This window comes from Rhodococcus sp. IEGM 1406 (assembly GCF_030056745.1).
GTDB lineage: Bacteria > Actinomycetota > Actinomycetes > Mycobacteriales > Mycobacteriaceae > Rhodococcus_F > Rhodococcus_F erythropolis.
In genome coordinates this window covers 549,433-566,458 of the sequence record NZ_JASHKO010000002.1, presented here as the reverse complement: position 1 = coordinate 566,458, position 17,026 = coordinate 549,433, and the positions used below count along the sequence as shown (strand labels likewise).

The window sequence follows — 17,026 nt, the reverse complement described above, 5'->3', positions numbered from 1 at the left end:
GAAGATCACGTTTCGCACTCGCGACCAGTGTTGCTGGTGTTGCGGATGGTCCAGATGGGGTCGCACAGACTAGCCTGAACTCCATGGCAGGTAAGTCGAGCGCCCGGGGATCCAGTACAAGCACGTCCACGTCCAGGGCATCGACCAGGTCGTCAGCCTCCACTCCGAGTGCGCGCACGACCGCAAAACCTCGCACCTCGCGCACCACACGGACCGTGTCGACTCCTCGGAACGTCACGACTTCGGCCAGGGCTGGTGGGCGCCCGGCCTCGGGCAAAGGCTCCAAGCCAGCGCCCAAGAAGGCCTCCGGTACGTCGTCGGCCGCGCGCCGCCCGGTATCGAAAACGTCTCAGCGGGCCAGCCCGTTGGCGGCTGTCGGCAAGGGAATCGGAGCCGGGTGGTCCCTGGCTGCCCGCGGCGTCGGCGCCACCACACGCACCGTCGGTAAGGTCGGCGAGATCGAAGCCGGCCACCGCCGCGACGGAATAGCGCTCGGCCTGATCGCATTCAGCGTCGTCATCGCCGGCGGCGTCTGGTTCAAGGCCGGTGGTCCGATCGGCGGCGGCATCGACACCCTTGTGCGCGCTATCTTCGGCGCGGCCTCGGCCGTGCTCCCCATCGTCGGCGTCGGCCTCGCGATCCTGTTGATGCGCACAGAACCGAAACCTGAGATCCGCCCCCGACTGATCATGGGATCGTTGCTGGTCGGTCTGCCGGCGCTCGGCCTCTGGCACATCATCTCGGGTTCACCGACAGACTCCACCGGTCGCTCCAACGGAGCAGGGTTCGTCGGGTACGTCGTGGGCGGCCCGCTCACCAACGGGCTCACCGTCTGGCTGTCTGCGCCGCTGCTGGTCATCGCCGCCGGATTCGGAATCCTCCTTCTGACCGGAACCACGCTGCGTGAGGTGCCGAGCAAGTTCCAGTCCTTCTTCGGTGCCTCGTATCGCTCGGACGAATACGGCGACTACGGATCCGAATTCGACGAGGACGGCGAGCACCACTACGGCGAATCTGCTTACGATCCTTCACTGTTCGACGCCGACGGCTACCCGGTCGACACCTACGCCGAGCCACCGCTCAAGCCCGCCAAGCGGACCAGCCGACGCGCACCGATCGACAACTACCCGACGGACGAGTTCGAATCCGGCGACAAGAAGACCGAAGTACTCGGTCTGTGGAACGCCGACGACACCGCAGTACCCGACGAGCCCGTCGTGGCTGCTGCCGCGCCCGTCGTGGAGACTCCGGCGCCGCGCCCCAAGGTGCCGGCCCGTTCCGTCCCTATCGCCAAGCCTGTGCCGAAACCCGAACCGGAGCCGGAGGAGAAGGAACACTTCGTCACCGATCGGGTCACCGACGGCGACTACAACCTCCCTCCGACGACGTTGCTGATCGAAGGGGACCCGCCCAAGCTCCGCAGTTCTGCGAACGACGCGATGATCGAAGCGATCAGCGAGGTCCTCGAACAGTTCAAGATCGACGCCGCCGTTACCGGATTCACCCGAGGCCCGACAGTGACGCGGTACGAGGTCGAACTCGGCCCGGGCGTCAAGGTCGAGAAGATCACCGCGCTCGCCCGCAACATCGCCTATGCAGTGGCTACCGACAACGTCCGCCTCCTGGCCCCCATTCCGGGTAAGTCCGCGGTGGGCATCGAGGTACCGAACTCCGACCGCGAAATGGTTCGCCTCGCCGACGTGCTGAACGCGCCGAGCACCCGACGCGATCACCACCCACTGGTGATCGGTCTGGGCAAGGACATCGAAGGTGACTTCGTCAGTGCCAACCTCGCGAAGATGCCCCACCTTCTGGTGGCAGGTTCGACCGGCTCGGGTAAGTCGAGCTTCGTGAACTCGATGCTCGTCTCGTTGCTCACCCGAGCAACGCCGGAAGAAGTACGGATGATCCTCATCGACCCGAAGATGGTCGAGCTCACGCCGTACGAAGGTATTCCGCACCTGATCACGCCGATCATCACTCAGCCGAAGAAGGCCGCGGCAGCGCTGGCCTGGTTGGTCGAGGAGATGGAACAGCGTTACCAGGACATGCAGGCCAACCGGGTGCGTCATATCGACGACTTCAACTCCAAGGTCAAGTCCGGCGAAATCACCGCCCCGCTGGGCAGCGAGCGCGTCTACCGTCCGTACCCGTACATCCTGGCAATTGTGGACGAGCTGGCCGACCTCATGATGACCGCTCCCCGCGACGTCGAAGAAGCGATTGTCCGCATCACGCAGAAAGCCCGTGCTGCCGGTATCCACCTGGTGCTGGCAACGCAGCGCCCGTCCGTCGACGTCGTCACCGGCCTGATCAAGACCAACGTGCCGTCTCGTCTGGCGTTCGCGACGTCTTCACTGACGGACTCGCGAGTCATCCTCGATCAGCCAGGCGCCGAGAAGCTCATCGGTATGGGTGACGGCCTCTTCCTGCCCATGGGTGCGGGTAAGCCGACCCGTATGCAGGGCGCGTTCATCACCGACGAAGAAATCTCGGCGGTCGTCGACTTCGCGAAGAACCAGGCGGAGCCCGAGTACACCGAAGGTGTCACCGCGCAGAAGGCCGGGGAGAAGAAGGACGTCGACCCCGACATCGGCGACGACATGGATGTCCTCTTGCAGGCCGTGGAATTGGTGATCACCAGCCAGTTCGGTTCGACGTCGATGCTTCAGCGCAAGCTGCGAGTCGGGTTCGCCAAGGCCGGCCGACTGATGGACCTCATGGAAAATCGTGGCGTCGTCGGACCCAGCGAGGGCTCGAAGGCCCGCGAGGTACTCATGAAGCCTGAGGAACTCGACGGTCTGCTGTGGTCGATTCGCGGCGGCGACCCGGATGAGGCACCCGCAGACGAGTAGGGACACCTCGGCGGACAAGCCGTCGACAGACGACCGGAGGAACCCGTGCATGTGACGCCGTTGGCTTGGGGAATCACGATCGTGGTGATCCTCGGCCTGTTCGTCTTCGACTTCTTCGCCCACGTCCGCACTCCGCATGCGCCGACCTTCCGGGAGTCCGCATTCTGGTCGACGGTCTACATTTCGATCGCCATCGTCTTCGGCCTTGTTGTGATGTGGATCTGGGGCACCACGTACGGCGGTGAGTACTTCGCCGGCTATGTCACGGAAAAGGCGCTCTCGGTCGACAATCTGTTCGTCTTCGTGATCATCATGTCGACCTTCGCGGTGCCACGAGAGTTCCAGCAGAAGGTATTGCTGATCGGTATCGTCCTCGCGTTGGTGATGCGCGGAATCTTCATCGGTGTCGGTGCCGCCGCCATCAACGCATACAGCTGGGTGTTCTACCTCTTCGGTGCGTTCTTGATCTACACCGCGTACACCCTGATCCGCGATCACGGGCATGAGAAGGAAGCCGAGGAGAAGCGCGACAGTCGCATCATCTCGCTCGTGAAACGGGTGCTGCCGACTACCGAGGAATACGACGGCGACAAGTTGATTACCCGGATCGACGGCAAGCGCGTCGTGACTCCGTTGTTGTTGGCGCTCATCGCAATCGGCTTTGCCGACGTGCTCTTCGCGCTCGATTCGATTCCGGCGATCTACGGTCTGACCCAGGAACCGTATCTGGTGTTCACCGCCAACGCCTTCGCACTGATGGGCCTACGGCAGCTGTACTTCCTGATCGGTGGGTTGCTCGAACGGCTGGTCTATCTCTCGTACGGGCTCTCGATAATCTTGGCGTTCATCGGTGTGAAACTGGTACTTCACGCGTTGCACGAGAACACCCTCTCGTTCGTCAACGGAGGTGAACACGTCTCCGTGCCGGAAATCTCCACGGCACTCTCACTCGGAGTGATCATCGGAGTATTGGCGGTGACGACGGTCGCGAGCCTGTTGAAGACTCGCGACCGGGCCGGGGAGTAGGCCGACGCTCTCAGGCGCTGAACTGACCCAACACCGGAACCCACTCGGTGATCCGGACCTTCTCGATCAAATCGGCGATCGCGAACGGATCGTGGGTGAAGAGGAGTGAAACGGTGTCGGCGTCAGCGGCGTCGACGATGATCAGCGCGCCGTTTCCATCTGCAAACGGGCCAGATGACAGAACGATCGAGCGGGAAACCAGATCCGCGAGCCAGGCGCGGTGATCGCTGCGGACTTCGTCGCGCTGAGGGGTCTTCTCGGGTGCGTAGGTGTATTCGACGAGGAACAACGACATCGTGAACCGCTTTCGGAGGCTGGTGATCGAGACAGGTGTGTTTGAAGAGTCTGAACGGTTCAGAGAGTCAGGAGCATGCGAGTATTGCCGAGTGTGTTGGGTTTCACATAGCTCAGATCGAGGAACTCGGCGACGCCGGCGTCGTAGGACCGACACATTTCCGCATAGACCTCGGCGGTGACGGGAGTGCCGTCGATCTCCGCGAATCCGTGACGGTGGAAGAACTCGGTCTCGAACGTCAAAACGAACAACCGTTCCAACTCCAATTCCTTGGCGACCTCGATGAGTTTGTCGACGACGTGGAAACCTGCGCCCTGCCCTTTCGCAGTCGGATCGACTGCGACGGTGCGGATCTCACCCAGGTCCGCCCACAGCACATGCAGTGCGCCGCAAGCGATTACCTGGTCGCCCCGCTCGGCGACCCAGAACTCCTGGACTGCCTCGTACAGCGTCACGAGATTCTTCTCGAGCAGGATCTTGCCGGCGTAGATGTCGATCAGACGCTTGATTTCGGGGATGTCCGACGTTCGCGCGCGACGCACGATCAACTGGCTCTCGGTATAGGTCGGCGCGGTCGAAGTCATGTGGTGCACATTAGTCAATGGCCCTACCGATATTCTAAGTCGCGTGCCTGTCCGCCCCACGCAATTCCCGCGCCGCTCGGCTGTATCCCGGGTTCGGCTCACCGCCTGTGCGGTGATCCGATGAGTACCCCGCGCGATCAGACCGACGCCCATCGCGCCGCCGTCGGCCCGTCCGACGGCACACCTGTCGCGGACAACCCGGTTCCGTTGCTGAACATCGCGAACATTCTCACGATGATCCGAATGGTTCTCGTTCCGGTGTTTCTCGTTGTTCTGTTCGTCGACGGCGGACACTCGACGTGGTGGCGTCTCGGGGCGATGGGCGTGTTCATCGTCGCCGCGATCACGGATCGGATCGACGGCCAATTGGCTCGGAAGTACGGTCTGGTCACCGATTTCGGGAAACTCATGGACCCGATCGCGGACAAGGCGCTGATCGGAGCCGCGCTGATCGGGCTCTCGGTTCTCGGTGACCTGTCGTGGTGGGTGACCGGAGTGATCATCGCCAGGGAACTCGGAATCACGCTGCTGCGGTTCGCGGTTCTGCGGCACGCGGTCATCCCGGCGGGCAAGGGCGGCAAGCTCAAGACCCTCGTGCAGGCCGTTGCGATCGGGTTCTACCTCTGCCCGCTGCCGAGCAGTTGGGACATCGTCAGCGGGCTGCTGATGGCTGCTGCCGTCGTGCTGACGGTGGCGACGGGAATCGAATACATCGTGCAGGCGATCAGGCTTCGCGCCGGAGTTCGCGCAGTCGAGTCATGACCGACCCGCTGCTCGGACTCGGAGTGGTCGAACTTGTCGAGGCCCTCGGCGCCGCGAAGCAGACTGTCGCCGCCGCCGAATCTCTGACAGCAGGGTTGTTCACGGCTGCAGTCGCGTCGGTGCCGGGGTCGAGCGCGGTGCTGCGTGGGGGTCTGGTCGTGTACGCGACCGACCTGAAAGCAACACTGGCTGGTGTGGATCCAGGCCGCCTGGCAACGGACGGCCCCGTGTCCGAGAGCACGGCGGTGGCATTGGCGCTCGGTGCCCGGACGAAGTGCGGTGCGGACTGGGGTATCGGTCTGACCGGAGTCGCCGGTCCGAGTGAGCAGGACGGACACCCGGTCGGAACAGTGTTTCTCGGTATCGCCGGCCCTGACGGAACCGAATGCGAACCGCTCGCGCTCGGCGGCGAACGGTGGGAGATTCGGACAACCGCGGTCGCGACTGCCGTGTCGCGGTTGCGTGATCGTGTCGTAGAGCGTGCGGCACGATAGGCTCGGGAACCAATCGGATGTGTTCGGACGTTGACGATTGTGAAGACGTACGACCATGCACGATGAGGTCACGGATGAAGGAGGAGCGAGATGGCGCTGCTATTGCGTGAGGCAATCGGTGACAGTCTCCGGCGTACGCGCGTTTCGCAGAGCCGCACGCTACGTGAGGTGTCGAACAGCGCGCGTGTGAGCTTGGGCTATCTGTCCGAAGTGGAACGTGGACGTAAGGAAGCATCGAGCGAATTGTTGGCAGCGATCTGTGATGCGCTCGCAGTCCCACTGTCCGACGTGCTGGTCGACGTGAGCGAGACCCTGGCCACGAAGAAGAGCGCTCCGGTAGCTGGTCGGCAGGTTGCCGAACCTGCCGTGTCGGCTTCCGGCTCTGTCTCGGCTTCCGGTTCGCCGACTATCGCACGCGACACCCGCGTCGTGATTCCGGCACCGAACGCTCGAAGGTTGGCGGCGGCGTAGCCACTACCGGCCGTAACCGATAGATTTTGTACGTAACCGCCGGTTTCCAGCAGGTGGGGTCAGAGCAGATAGGGCGCAGCCCTTGTTTCGGTGCGCGACGGTCGCGCTCCGGGTCGCGTTCGGCGCGGCGCATCAGATGGAGGCAGGATCAAACCAATGGCTAATCCTTTCGTCAAGGGCTGGAAGTACCTGATGGCGCTCTTCAATTCGAAGATCGATGAGAAGGCAGATCCAAAGGTTCAGATTCAGCAGGCGATCGAGGACGCACAGCGCCAGCATCAGGCGTTGTCCCAGCAGGCTGCGTCGGTGATCGGTAATCAGCGTCAACTCGAGATGAAGCTCAGCCGTCAACTCGACGAGGTCGAAAAGCTCAACGCCAACGCGCGCCAGGCAGTCAACCTCGCCGATCAGGCCGCTGCTGCCGGCGACAACGACAAGGCGATTCAGTACACCAACGCTGCAGAAGCTTTTGCGGCCCAGTTGGTGACGGCCGAGCAGGGCGTCGAGGATCTGAAAGCACTGCACGACCAGTCCTTGCAGGCAGCCGCTCAGGCCAAGAAGGCCGTCGAGCAGAACGCGATGACACTGCAGGCAAAGGTTGCCGAGCGCACCAAGCTGCTCAGCCAGCTCGAGCAGGCCAAGATGCAGGAGCGCGTGAGCGAGTCCCTTCGTTCCATGGACAGCACGCTGTCGGCTCCGGGCAACACACCCAGCCTCGATGCTGTGCGCGACAAGATCGAACGTCGCTACGCTGACGCACTCGGCTCTGCCGAGCTCGCCCAGAACTCCGTTCAGGGCCGCATGATGGAGGTCCAGCAGGCCTCGGTCCAGATGGCAGGGCACAGTCGCCTCGAGCAGATTCGGGCATCCATGAAGGGCGAGGCGCTGCCGTCCGGCGGCGCAGCAGCCACTCCCGCGACTCCGTCCGTCGAGAAGCAGCCCCCGGCTGCCGGTCAGACCGGGCAGTAGCCGAATCCTCGATGTCGGCAGTGATGCTCTGATGTTTTCTTCACGAGACGGTCGATCTGGGCGTGAGCCCCGGTCGGCCGTTCCCGTTTCCGTATCCGGCGCTTTCGGAGCCTTGGGACGCACCGCGGATACATTGCGCGAGGTCGGGCTTTCGGCGGCGGATGCCGCTCGGCGATGGCAGGACCCGCGGGCCAAGTTCGAGCGCAAGCGTGCCCGTGCGCGCCGACGCGCTCAGCGTTGGGGTTTCATGTCCGGGGGATCCGTGGTCGGCACGGCCGGCCTCGCCGTCGCGTCGGCTCCAGAGTGGTCGGTGGTCGTGGCAGGCGGGGGAGCGGCACTGTTCGCGGTTCCCGCCGTGATCGCGGTCAGCCGCTACCGTTCGATGAGTTCCGGCCCACCGCCGTCAGCGCCGATTCGCCGGCGGTTGCCACCGTCGTCGTCTCGCGCGTTCATCCCGATGTCGCGCCTCATCGGCGCCGAGACTTCGCTGTTCGAGATCTTGAGTGTGCTCAGACGCGCCGACACCATCGACCCCGGTGAGTTGGACGAAATCACTGTTACCGCCGATTCGGCACTGAGAGCGATGTTCGCGGTGTCTTCGGATGTCGTCGCGATGGAACGCGCCGTGGCCGCGACGCCGAAGGTAACCGAACCTCTTGATCCCACCATCGACGGCGCAGTCCGTGAGTTGCAGTCGGGGTTGGATCAGTACGAGGATCTGGTGACTTCGGCAGCTGCTCTGACAGCGCCTCACAGCCCGTCGGCGCTCGTGGGATTCAACCGAGAGCTTTCGGCGCTGCACGCGGCCGCCGAGCGGCTCTCGGCGCTTGCCGACGCCATCGGCGAGGTGGACGACATCACCCGCAAGTACAACTGATCGGCCCTCGCGCCGATCAATGCTCCCTGTTCGACATCTCAGTCGTCGGCGCCGCGTGCCGCCAATGCTTCGCCCATTGCGTCCGCGGTCATCAGGGTGCCGACGATGACCGGCACTGCGAAGGATCGCAGCGAGAATCCGAGCCCTCGCGCCTTGCGTGCCTCGGACACCTGTGTGATGACCTCGAACATCAGCGGGATACACCGGATCGTCATTGCGAGGAGCAAGGCGATCCGTTCGGGATTGACGCCGAAGCGTCGCAAGGGTGTCAGAAATCTGGTGATCGCGTCGAGCATCTCGGAGATCCGTGTGGTCAGACCCATGATCGCCGCGAAGGCGATCGAAATGATCAGAACCCCGCAAACGACGGCCGCTCGCTGCCATCCCGCGACTACCAGCTGGAACGCCCCGATGAAGAGCAACATCCACAGCGCCGGACGCAGCTGCCGGATCGCAGTCATCGGAGGAATGCGCGCAATCGCGTACAGGGTCACAACGACGATCGTGGGAGCTGCCAGTTGCCACGGCTCACGCACGAAGATCGAGACGGCGAGAATGGCCACGACCAAGGCGAAGAGCTTGATCCCCGTCGGCATCCGGTGCAGGAGTGAGCAGCCCGGACGGTAGACGCCGAGAGTGGTCACGAGACCAACGACCGGTAGTGATCGATGGAGTCGGCGGGGGAGCCGTCAGCGACGACGCGTCCTTGGTCGACGACCAACACCCGTTCGAAGGATTCGAGGAGATCGAGTTGGTGGGTCACGACGATCAGTTGCTGATCGAGTGACTCGAATACCGAGCTGATCAGCCGAGAGTTGCGAAGGTCGAGGAGCGTGGTGGGTTCGTCGGCGACCAGTACGTTCGGTTCCGTCACCATGATGGCTGCGAGCGCGAGGAGCTGTTTCTGCCCGCCCGAAAGCTGGTGGGTGGGATGGTCGGCGTGCCCGGCGAGGCCGTAGCGTTCGAGCACCGAGGCCACCTTTGCGGCGCGCTCGGCTTTGCCCAATCCGCTACGGCGGAGCGAGAATTCGATGTCCTCTGCAACCGTCGGCATCACGATCTGGTGGTTGGGATCGGTGAAGACGAATCCGACCTGCTTGCGTACGTCGCGGCCCTTCTTCGCCGTGTCCAAGCCGTTGACGTGGACGTGTCCTTCCGTCGGAACGACCAGTCCGTTGATCATGCGAGCGAGGGTCGACTTTCCGCTTCCGTTCGCACCCACGATTCCGATTCGCTGCTCGCTCAGTCGCAGATTTATCTGCTGCAGGACCGTTCGTTCACCGAAGCTGTGTCCGACGTTCTCGAAGACGATCTCACTCATCGGAGATTAATTCGCCACCACGGTCTTGTTCGACGAGATCACCGAGTCGCGCAGCAGTGCTGGGTATGCCCGATGAACCTGGGACGCGACCAACGCGGTGACGACCGCTTTTGCGGCGTCGAGAGGAATGAAGGCGGCGTTGGCCGACCATGCGGCAACGAAGCTCATGTGTCCGCGGACCATCATTCCGACGATGCCGAACGCGTAGAGAATGACCACGCCGCCGAGAAGGTTGATGCCGATGCCCGCGATGATCCGGTACTTGGGCAGCATCTTGGCAGTCAGCCATCCGATGACAAACGCCGTCGGGATCCAACCGATGAGGAATCCGGCCGTCGGGCTGGAGAGAGACACGAGTGCGGTGCGACCGCCGGCAAGGACCGGTAGACCGACCAATCCCAGGGCAATGACCGTCAGGACGGCGAGAACACCCTTGCGCGGTCCGAGTAGAGCGCCGGCCATCATGACGCCCATGGACTGAAGTGTGATCGGTACACCGGAGATGCCGATGTTGATCGACCCGGGGAGGCCCAGCGCGATGATGAGTGCGGCGAAGACGGCTACATGCGCGAGATCGCGAGCGGGGAAACGGGTCGTAGACACTGCGGACGTGCTCCTTCGGCATACGGGATCGAACTTCGCGAGTTTACGCCAGGAGCAAGCTCCGATGGGTTGGACACCTGACCTGCGTGAGGGCCGGTCTCGGGGTGAACCCTGATCTTTACCTGAACTTGCCGCTGAGCTGCTGCTTTGTCACGCCAGACCTGTCAGGCTGGTTCTACGGACGACGCAGCACCTGTCCGATTCGACTGATTATTCAACGGCACGTTGGAGGCAAGCATGTTTTGGAAGATCGTTTTGGCCGTCGTACTGGTGTGGGTCGCACTCGCGGTGGTCGGTGCGCTGATCAAGGGGCTTTTCTGGGTTCTGGTGGTCGGCGCTGTCGGCTTCGGAATCTATTTCCTGGTGAAGGCGATGTCGGGAAGTGACGACAATTCGCCCGCTTCGCGGTTCTGACGGGCAAAATCTGCCCTATGGAAAACTTCCCCGAGGACTGGCAGCGCGCGATTGTCATCGTGGCGCATCCCGATGACATCGAATACGGCGCAGCCGCAGCAGTGGCGCAGTGGACCGATCGCGGCAAAGACGTGCGATATGTCCTGGCCACGCGCGGCGAGGCCGGAATCGCCGGTCTGTCGCCCGAGGAGTCCGGCCCGGTCCGCGAGGAAGAAGAGCGTCGCTCGGCCGCGATCGTCGGTGTCAGTGAGGTGGAGTTCCTGGGCCTGCCCGACGGTCGTCTCGTGGAAGGCTTGGAGTTGCGCTCGACTCTCGCCGCAGCAATTCGTCGTCACCGCCCGGAATTGGTGGTGACGATGAACTTCTCCCATACCTGGGGACCTGGCTACCTCAACAGCGCGGATCACCGAGCGCTCGGGATCAGCGTCCTGGACGCGACCGCTGATGCGGCGAACGAATGGATCTTTCCGTCATTGACGGCGCAGGGACTGGCGCCGTGGTCCGGCGTTCGGTGGGTTGCGGTCAACACGATGACTCCTACACACTGCGTCGACGTGACGTCGACGGTCGATCGCGCCGTGGATTCGCTCGCGGAACATGCGCGATATCTGGCGGCGTTGAGTTCCACGCCGATCCGGGAACAGGCGCGCGCACAGATCGACATGGTCAGCGGACCGAAGCCTGGATTCGACGCCGAGCGCGCAGTTGGTTTCGAGTTGTACTATTTCTGATGATCTCTGAGCGAGAGAACTCGCAAGTCCCGACGGGATTACCGGTGACTTGTCCGGTATTGTGTTACACACGATGGTAATCCGTAACGCAGATGGCCCAATTGTCCCTCGCAAGACAGACGGTCAGCGCATCCCCAGCCGCGAGATCGACGACGTGATTCTCGACGCAGCAAGGTCGTGTGTCCTCGATTTCGGAATGCAGCGAACCACACTTGCGGAGATTTCGCGTCGCGCCGGCGTGAGCCGGCCGACCGTCTACCGGCGATGGCCGGACACGCGAGCCGTCGTCGCGGATCTGCTCACCCGGGAGATTCGATCGGTGCTGCCCGAGGTGACCTTCACCGGGTCTGCGGCCACATTGCTCGTGGAAGCGATCGGGGACGTCGTCGGCCAGATTCGCGACCATCCGCTCTTCGTGAAGATTCGGCACGCTGATCAAGAGTTGCTCACCACCTACATCGTGGACCGACTCGGCGCGAGCCAGAAGTCGATTCTCGAACTGATCACTTCCGTCGTCGCTGCCGGTCAACAAGACGGTTCGATTCGCGAGGGAAGCGTCAACGCGATTGCGGCGATGGTTCTACTGATGGCTCAGTCCGTCGTCATCTCCGCACCGACTCTCGAGCCGGAACTTTCCGCCGACGCGTCGGTCGAGCAACTCAGACATGCGGTCGCTGCGTATCTGGCACCTGCAAAGAATTCGGGAGAATAGCTGTGGACCCTCGAGATTCAGCAGGCAGTGATTCAGCAGGCGGCGATTCAGCTCTCAATGCACAGCGGCGTACTCGTGAGCTCGAGCAGTTGGCGAACGGCGATTCGGTTGACGTCCTGGTCATCGGCGGCGGAATCACCGGTGTCGGTGTCGCTCTCGACGCCGTGACTCGTGGGCTCAGTGTTGCGCTGGTCGAAAAGCACGACCTCGCGTTCGGCACCAGCCGCTGGAGTTCGAAACTGGCACACGGCGGCCTTCGGTACCTGGCTTCCGGCAATGTCGGTATAGCGCGTGAAAGTGCGGTCGAGCGCGGCATTCTCATGACGCGCACCGCGCCGCACCTCGTTCGCGCCATGCCTCAACTCGTACCGCTGTTGCCCGAAACGTCGTTCTTCGGGAAGGCCCTGGTGCGTACCGGTTTCCTGGCCGGTGACGCTCTGCGCATGTCGGCGCGAACCCCGGCTTCGGTTTTACCCAGATCACGGACGGTCAGCGCTGCGCGGGCGCGCGAATTGGCTCCCGCGGTCAAGCAGGAGAACCTACGAGGCGCCTTGACCGCGTTCGACGGGCAGCTCATCGACGACGCCCGGCTCGTCGTCGGCATCGCCCGAACCGCAGCGTCCTACGGCGCGCGAATCCTGACCCGCGTCGGTGCATACGACGTATCCGGAACGTCGGCCACCTTGCGCGACGAGTTGACCGGGTCCGAGTTCTTGATGCGTGCCCGCGTCGTGGTCAATGCGACCGGTGTCTGGGCTGATCAGGTCGACTCCAGCATCACCCTGCGCCCCAGCCGCGGGACGCACCTGGTGCTCGATGCAGCGCGATTGGGGAACCCCACGGCAGCACTGACCGTGCCGATTCCCGGCGAGACCAACCGTTTCGTCTTCGCCCTGCCCGCGCAGCTCGGCCGGATCTACCTCGGGTTGACCGACGAAGCAGCGCCGGGGCCGGTACCCGACGTACCGACGGCGTCCGAGGACGAGATCGAGTTCCTGCTCGACACCGTGAACACGGCGTTGGAAGTTCCGCTGACCCGTGAGGACGTCTTGGGGACCTTCGCGGGTCTGCGTCCGCTGCTGGACACCGGTGAAGGCTCGACGGCCGACCTCTCGCGCAATCACGCTGTAGTCCGTTCGGACTCGGGCTTGGTCACGGTGGTGGGCGGAAAACTCACGACGTACCGCAAGATGGCCGAAGACGCCGTCGACGCCGCGGTCGAGGTCGGATCGCTGAGCGCCGGGGCGTGTCGGACACGCGCGTTGCCGCTGGTAGGCGCTGCATCACCGGTGGAATTGAAAAAGATCAAGGCACCGGCGTCGTTGGTGGCGCGATACGGCACAGAGGCCGAGGTCGTGGCCGCGGCGAGCAGCGATCGACTCCGATCGGTTGCGGACTTGGAGATCTGCGGCGCCGAGTTCGATTTCGCGGTATCGCATGAAGGCGCACTCGACGTCGACGACGTCCTTGATCGCAGGACGAGAATCGGATTGGTGGCTTCGGATCGCGAACGCGCACTGGGTGCGGCGGAACAGGCCTTTCACTCGGTGTGACACTCTGATCCGGTGCGTGTAGCCGTTGTTGCCGGGCCGGACCCGGGTCATGCTTTTCCCGCAATAGCGTTGTCGCTGGCGTTGATCCAGGCCGGCGACGACCCGATTCTGTACACGGGGACCCGGTGGGTCGAGGCAGCGCGAGCGGCCGGCGTGGAATCCGAGCCTCTCAAGGGCTTGGCCCCGCGGCCGGGAGACGACGATCTTGATGCAGGCGCTCGGATTCATTCGCGCGCCGCCTATATTTCCACCGAACTGCTTCCCGACCTGAAATCCGTCTCCCCGGATCTCGTCGTCTCCGACATCCTCACTGCCGGAGGCGGATTGGCCGCCGAACGACTCGGCATCCCCTGGGTGGAACTTTCGCCTCACCCGCTGTACTCACCGTCGCGGGGGTTACCGCCGATCGGCAGTGGGCTCGCGCCCGGCATCGGAATTCGTGGTCGACTTCGCGACACCCTGATGCGCGCCGCAACAGGACGTTCGATCAAGCAAGGGTTGGCGCAGCGCTCGCAGGCCCGTGTCGGCATCGGGCTACCCGCCCTGGATCCAGGCCCGCATGCTCGCCTGATCGCAACACTTCCGGCACTGGAAGTGCCACGTCCCGACTGGCCGGAGCACGCTCACGTCGTCGGCCCGCTTCTCTGGGAGCCGACCGAGGTGATTCTGGATCCACCGCCAGGTGACGAACCGCTGGTTATGGTGGCGCCCTCCACGGCGCACACCGGCGCAGTGGGAATGTTCGAGGGCACGGTCGAAGGACTCGGCGGAGCCGGTGTGCGGCTGATCGCGTCGATGCTCGACGGAGCCGAAGGCGAGCATCCCGATTGGGTTCGTGCAGGTCTCGGACGCCAGGACGCGATGCTGCGTGACGCGTCGGTGTTGGTGTGCGGCGGCGGGCACGGCATGTTAGCGAAGGCCTTGCTGGCCGGCGTGCCGACGGTCGTCGTTCCCGGGGGTGGGGACCAGTGGGAGTTGGCCAATCGCGCTGCGCGGGCAGGGACGTCGGTGATCGTGCGGCCCGCAGATGCCCGCTCGATTCGCGATGCCGTACTGCAGGTGCTCTCCGACAAACGATTCGCGGAAGCTGCGATGTCCGCTGCCGCGACTGCGTCGCAGGTCACCGATCCGGTGGCGGTGTGCCGACAGGTGGTCAACGGCGGTGTGACGGCGTGAGCATGTTGCGCCTGAATGCAGGTGCACCGTTCTGTGGACTACGGTGGCGGCTGTGCGGTTGACCGAATTTCATGAAATGGTGCGCGAAGAGTTCGGGCAGGTACGAGGCGACTCGATGCTGATCGACCATGTACTCCAGAGTCTCGACGGAATGACTGCTGCGGAGGCCGTCGAAGCAGGTTGGGAGCCTCGCGAAGTGTGGCGTGCGCTCTGTGTGGAGTTCGACGTACCGCCCGCCCGCCGCTGATTTTTTCGGCGTGTCGAACGTCTCCCATCTTCTGTTCGAACACGTGTTCGTCTATGCTGAAGCTGTTCGGTGGTGACGCTCCTTTCGTAACTGCGAACTTTCGGTTATCGACAAGCACGGTTATCGACAAGCACAGTGATCGACAAGCACAGTGATCGACAAGCGCGAAAGCAAGATCGAAAAGTCTGTCGGTGGCCGGATCTACTCTGATCGCAACACACCAACAGGGTCGGCTCAGGCAGGCGCTGAAGAGACGGAGTCTGCTCAGGCAGGCACTGAAGACTGAAACAAGGATGGGGATCACGATGGCACCACAGGCACCTGATCGGGACAAGGCACTCGACCTCGCGTTGGCGCAGATCGACAAGAACTTCGGCAAGGGTTCGGTGATGCGCCTGGGCGAGGGTGTTCGTCAGCCCATCGCCGTCATTCCCACCGGTTCCATCGCGCTCGACGTCGCGCTGGGTATCGGCGGACTGCCGCGTGGCCGCGTCATCGAGATCTACGGCCCGGAATCTTCGGGTAAGACCACCGTGGCACTGCACGCAGTTGCCAATGCTCAGGCCAACGGCGGCATCGCGGCGTTCATCGACGCGGAGCACGCACTCGATCCCGACTATGCAGCCAAGCTGGGCGTCGACACCGATGCACTCCTGGTCTCGCAGCCCGATACGGGTGAGCAGGCTCTCGAAATCACCGACATGCTGATCCGTTCGGGCGCCCTCGACATCGTCGTGATCGACTCCGTGGCCGCTCTTGTTCCTCGCGCCGAGATCGAAGGCGAGATGGGTGACAGCCACGTCGGTTTGCAGGCTCGACTGATGAGTCAGGCACTGCGCAAGATCACCGGTGCCATGAACAACTCGGGCACCACCGTCATCTTCATCAACCAGCTTCGCGAGAAGATCGGCGTGATGTTCGGTTCTCCCGAAACCACCACCGGTGGTAAGGCACTGAAGTTCTACGCTTCGGTCCGCCTCGACATCCGTCGTATCGAAACTCTCAAGGACGGTACCGACGCAGTCGGTAACCGCACTCGAGTCAAGGTCGTCAAGAACAAGGTCGCGCCGCCGTTCAAGCAGGCCGAGTTCGATATTCTCTACGGCCAGGGCATCAGCAAGGAAGGCTCGCTCATCGATATGGGTGTCGAGCACGGGTTCATCCGCAAGTCCGGCTCCTGGTACACCTACGAAGGTGACCAGTTGGGTCAGGGCAAGGAAAATGCTCGTAAGTTCTTGCTGGAGAACACCGATATCCGTGACGAGATCGAGAAGAAGATCAAGGAAAAGCTCGGTATCGGTGCTGACGTCACTGCAACCGACGAAGCTCCCGCCGACTTCTGAGTTCAGTCATGAGCTTCGACGACGGTGACAACGGCGAGAATGCTCGTGAAGAGTACGGCGCTCCTCGGCGTCGATCCCGTCAACGATCCGAGAAGCCGTCGCAACGCGCAGAAGGTGGGACAGAGGCGCAGGCCAAAGATGCTTGCCTGCGCCTTCTGACCGACCGGGCGCGCAGCCGCTCCGAACTGGAAACCAAGCTGAGCGGACGCGGCTTCGAACCCGAGATCATTACCAAGGTCCTCGATCGACTCCAGGAAATCGGGTTGATCGACGACGCGGACTTCGCGAACCAATGGGTTCATTCGCGGCATACGTACTCGGGCAAGGGAAAGCGTGCGCTTGCAGTCGAGTTGCGGCTCAAAGGAATCGACCAGGACGTCGCTTCCGAAGCGTTGTCGCAGATCGATCCGGAAGATGAGCGCGAGCGAGCAGCGGAGCTGGTTCGGCGGAAGCTGAAGAACAAGCCCGTCGATGATCGTGACAAGGTCACGCGTCGACTGGTCTCGATGCTGGCACGCAAGGGATATTCAGCTGGGATGTCGTACGAGGTGGTCAAAGCCGAGATGGCGGCGGTCACCGACTTGTAGCGAAGT

20 protein-coding genes are annotated in these 17,026 nt (G+C 63.1%); 15 read left to right on the top strand and 5 right to left on the bottom strand.

All coding sequences use genetic code 11. The features are described from left to right. The first annotated feature begins 83 nt into the window (after window positions 1-83). Window positions 84-2,855, top strand: a complete 2,772-nt coding sequence (locus QM596_RS11975; RefSeq protein ID WP_283309124.1) for a DNA translocase FtsK — start codon at window positions 84-86, stop codon at window positions 2,853-2,855. 45 nt (window positions 2,856-2,900) lie between these two features. Continuing rightward, complete coding sequence (locus QM596_RS11970; protein ID WP_019748181.1) at window positions 2,901-3,881, top strand: TerC family protein; 981 nt, start codon at window positions 2,901-2,903, stop codon at window positions 3,879-3,881. Between the two features lie 10 nt (window positions 3,882-3,891). Here QM596_RS11970 and QM596_RS11965 read toward each other — a convergent pair whose 3' ends face one another. Further along, window positions 3,892-4,176: a YciI family protein gene (locus QM596_RS11965; protein ID WP_019748182.1), complete on the bottom strand. Its 285-nt coding sequence runs from the start codon at window positions 4,174-4,176 to the stop codon at window positions 3,892-3,894. 59 nt (window positions 4,177-4,235) lie between these two features. Next, window positions 4,236-4,760, bottom strand: a complete 525-nt coding sequence (locus QM596_RS11960; protein ID WP_019748183.1) for an amino-acid N-acetyltransferase — start codon at window positions 4,758-4,760, stop codon at window positions 4,236-4,238. Between the two features lie 120 nt (window positions 4,761-4,880). Here QM596_RS11960 and pgsA point away from each other — a divergent pair, with 120 nt between their 5' ends. The 5 genes from pgsA to pspM all read left to right on the top strand — a co-directional run bounded on the left by pgsA (window position 4,881) and on the right by pspM (window position 8,333). Then, window positions 4,881-5,522: a CDP-diacylglycerol--glycerol-3-phosphate 3-phosphatidyltransferase gene (gene pgsA, locus QM596_RS11955; RefSeq protein WP_019748184.1), complete on the top strand. Its 642-nt coding sequence runs from the start codon at window positions 4,881-4,883 to the stop codon at window positions 5,520-5,522. Beyond that, window positions 5,519-6,016, top strand: coding sequence for a CinA family protein (locus QM596_RS11950; RefSeq protein WP_019748185.1), 498 nt, complete (start codon window positions 5,519-5,521; stop codon window positions 6,014-6,016). The genes pgsA and QM596_RS11950 overlap by 4 nt, the downstream gene beginning before the upstream one ends. 90 nt (window positions 6,017-6,106) lie before the next feature. Then, entirely contained in the window at window positions 6,107-6,487 is a 381-nt protein-coding gene (locus QM596_RS11945; RefSeq protein WP_003942191.1) for a helix-turn-helix domain-containing protein, read from the top strand. Window positions 6,488-6,643: 156 nt separating this feature from the next. Next, the gene (gene pspA, locus QM596_RS11940) at window positions 6,644-7,456 is read left to right on the top strand and encodes a phage shock protein PspA (protein ID WP_003942098.1); all 813 of its coding nucleotides are present in this window, start codon (window positions 6,644-6,646) and stop codon (window positions 7,454-7,456) included. Window positions 7,457-7,487: 31 nt separating this feature from the next. Further along, window positions 7,488-8,333 carry a phage shock envelope stress response protein PspM gene (pspM, locus tag QM596_RS11935; RefSeq protein WP_283309123.1) on the top strand — a complete coding sequence of 282 codons (846 nt, stop codon included), beginning with the start codon at window positions 7,488-7,490 and terminating at the stop codon, window positions 8,331-8,333. A gap of 38 nt (window positions 8,334-8,371) precedes the next feature. On the opposite strand, the gene QM596_RS11930 is transcribed toward pspM, so the two are convergent. Genes QM596_RS11930 through QM596_RS11920 form a run of 3 tightly spaced genes read right to left on the bottom strand, consistent with a single transcriptional unit; the run spans window position 8,372 to window position 10,257 of the window. Beyond that, window positions 8,372-8,977 (bottom strand): energy-coupling factor transporter transmembrane component T family protein, encoded by a 606-nt coding sequence (locus tag QM596_RS11930; protein WP_283309121.1) that lies wholly within the window; start codon window positions 8,975-8,977, stop codon window positions 8,372-8,374. After that, window positions 8,974-9,654, bottom strand: coding sequence for an energy-coupling factor ABC transporter ATP-binding protein (locus QM596_RS11925; protein WP_019748188.1), 681 nt, complete (start codon window positions 9,652-9,654; stop codon window positions 8,974-8,976). Before QM596_RS11925 ends, QM596_RS11930 begins: the two co-directional genes overlap by 4 nt. Window positions 9,655-9,660: 6 nt before the next feature. Further along, on the bottom strand, window positions 9,661-10,257 hold the full coding sequence (locus QM596_RS11920; protein ID WP_019748189.1) for a biotin transporter BioY: 597 nt from the start codon (window positions 10,255-10,257) through the stop codon (window positions 9,661-9,663). Between the two features lie 225 nt (window positions 10,258-10,482). On the opposite strand from QM596_RS11920, the gene QM596_RS11915 reads away from it, so the two are divergent. From QM596_RS11915 to recX, 8 genes are all read left to right on the top strand, one after another. Beyond that, on the top strand, window positions 10,483-10,671 hold the full coding sequence (locus tag QM596_RS11915; protein WP_019748190.1) for a hypothetical protein: 189 nt from the start codon (window positions 10,483-10,485) through the stop codon (window positions 10,669-10,671). A 17-nt stretch (window positions 10,672-10,688) separates the two neighbouring features. Then, on the top strand, window positions 10,689-11,402 hold the full coding sequence (locus QM596_RS11910; protein ID WP_019748191.1) for a PIG-L deacetylase family protein: 714 nt from the start codon (window positions 10,689-10,691) through the stop codon (window positions 11,400-11,402). A 73-nt stretch (window positions 11,403-11,475) separates the two neighbouring features. Beyond that, the gene (locus QM596_RS11905) at window positions 11,476-12,114 is read left to right on the top strand and encodes a TetR/AcrR family transcriptional regulator (RefSeq protein WP_283309117.1); all 639 of its coding nucleotides are present in this window, start codon (window positions 11,476-11,478) and stop codon (window positions 12,112-12,114) included. 2 nt (window positions 12,115-12,116) lie between these two features. After that, the gene (locus tag QM596_RS11900; protein ID WP_020907520.1) at window positions 12,117-13,667 is read left to right on the top strand and encodes a glycerol-3-phosphate dehydrogenase/oxidase; all 1,551 of its coding nucleotides are present in this window, start codon (window positions 12,117-12,119) and stop codon (window positions 13,665-13,667) included. 12 nt (window positions 13,668-13,679) lie between these two features. Further along, the gene (locus QM596_RS11895) at window positions 13,680-14,843 is read left to right on the top strand and encodes a glycosyltransferase (RefSeq protein ID WP_070797202.1); all 1,164 of its coding nucleotides are present in this window, start codon (window positions 13,680-13,682) and stop codon (window positions 14,841-14,843) included. 52 nt (window positions 14,844-14,895) lie between these two features. Beyond that, on the top strand, window positions 14,896-15,090 hold the full coding sequence (locus QM596_RS11890; RefSeq protein ID WP_003942185.1) for a DUF3046 domain-containing protein: 195 nt from the start codon (window positions 14,896-14,898) through the stop codon (window positions 15,088-15,090). 305 nt (window positions 15,091-15,395) lie between these two features. Further along, a complete protein-coding gene (gene recA / locus QM596_RS11885) occupies window positions 15,396-16,433 on the top strand; it encodes a recombinase RecA (RefSeq protein ID WP_007735170.1) in 1,038 nt (345 codons plus the stop codon). Between the two features lie 8 nt (window positions 16,434-16,441). Continuing rightward, a complete protein-coding gene (recX, locus tag QM596_RS11880) occupies window positions 16,442-17,020 on the top strand; it encodes a recombination regulator RecX (protein ID WP_020969471.1) in 579 nt (192 codons plus the stop codon). Window positions 17,021-17,026 lie beyond the last annotated feature (6 nt).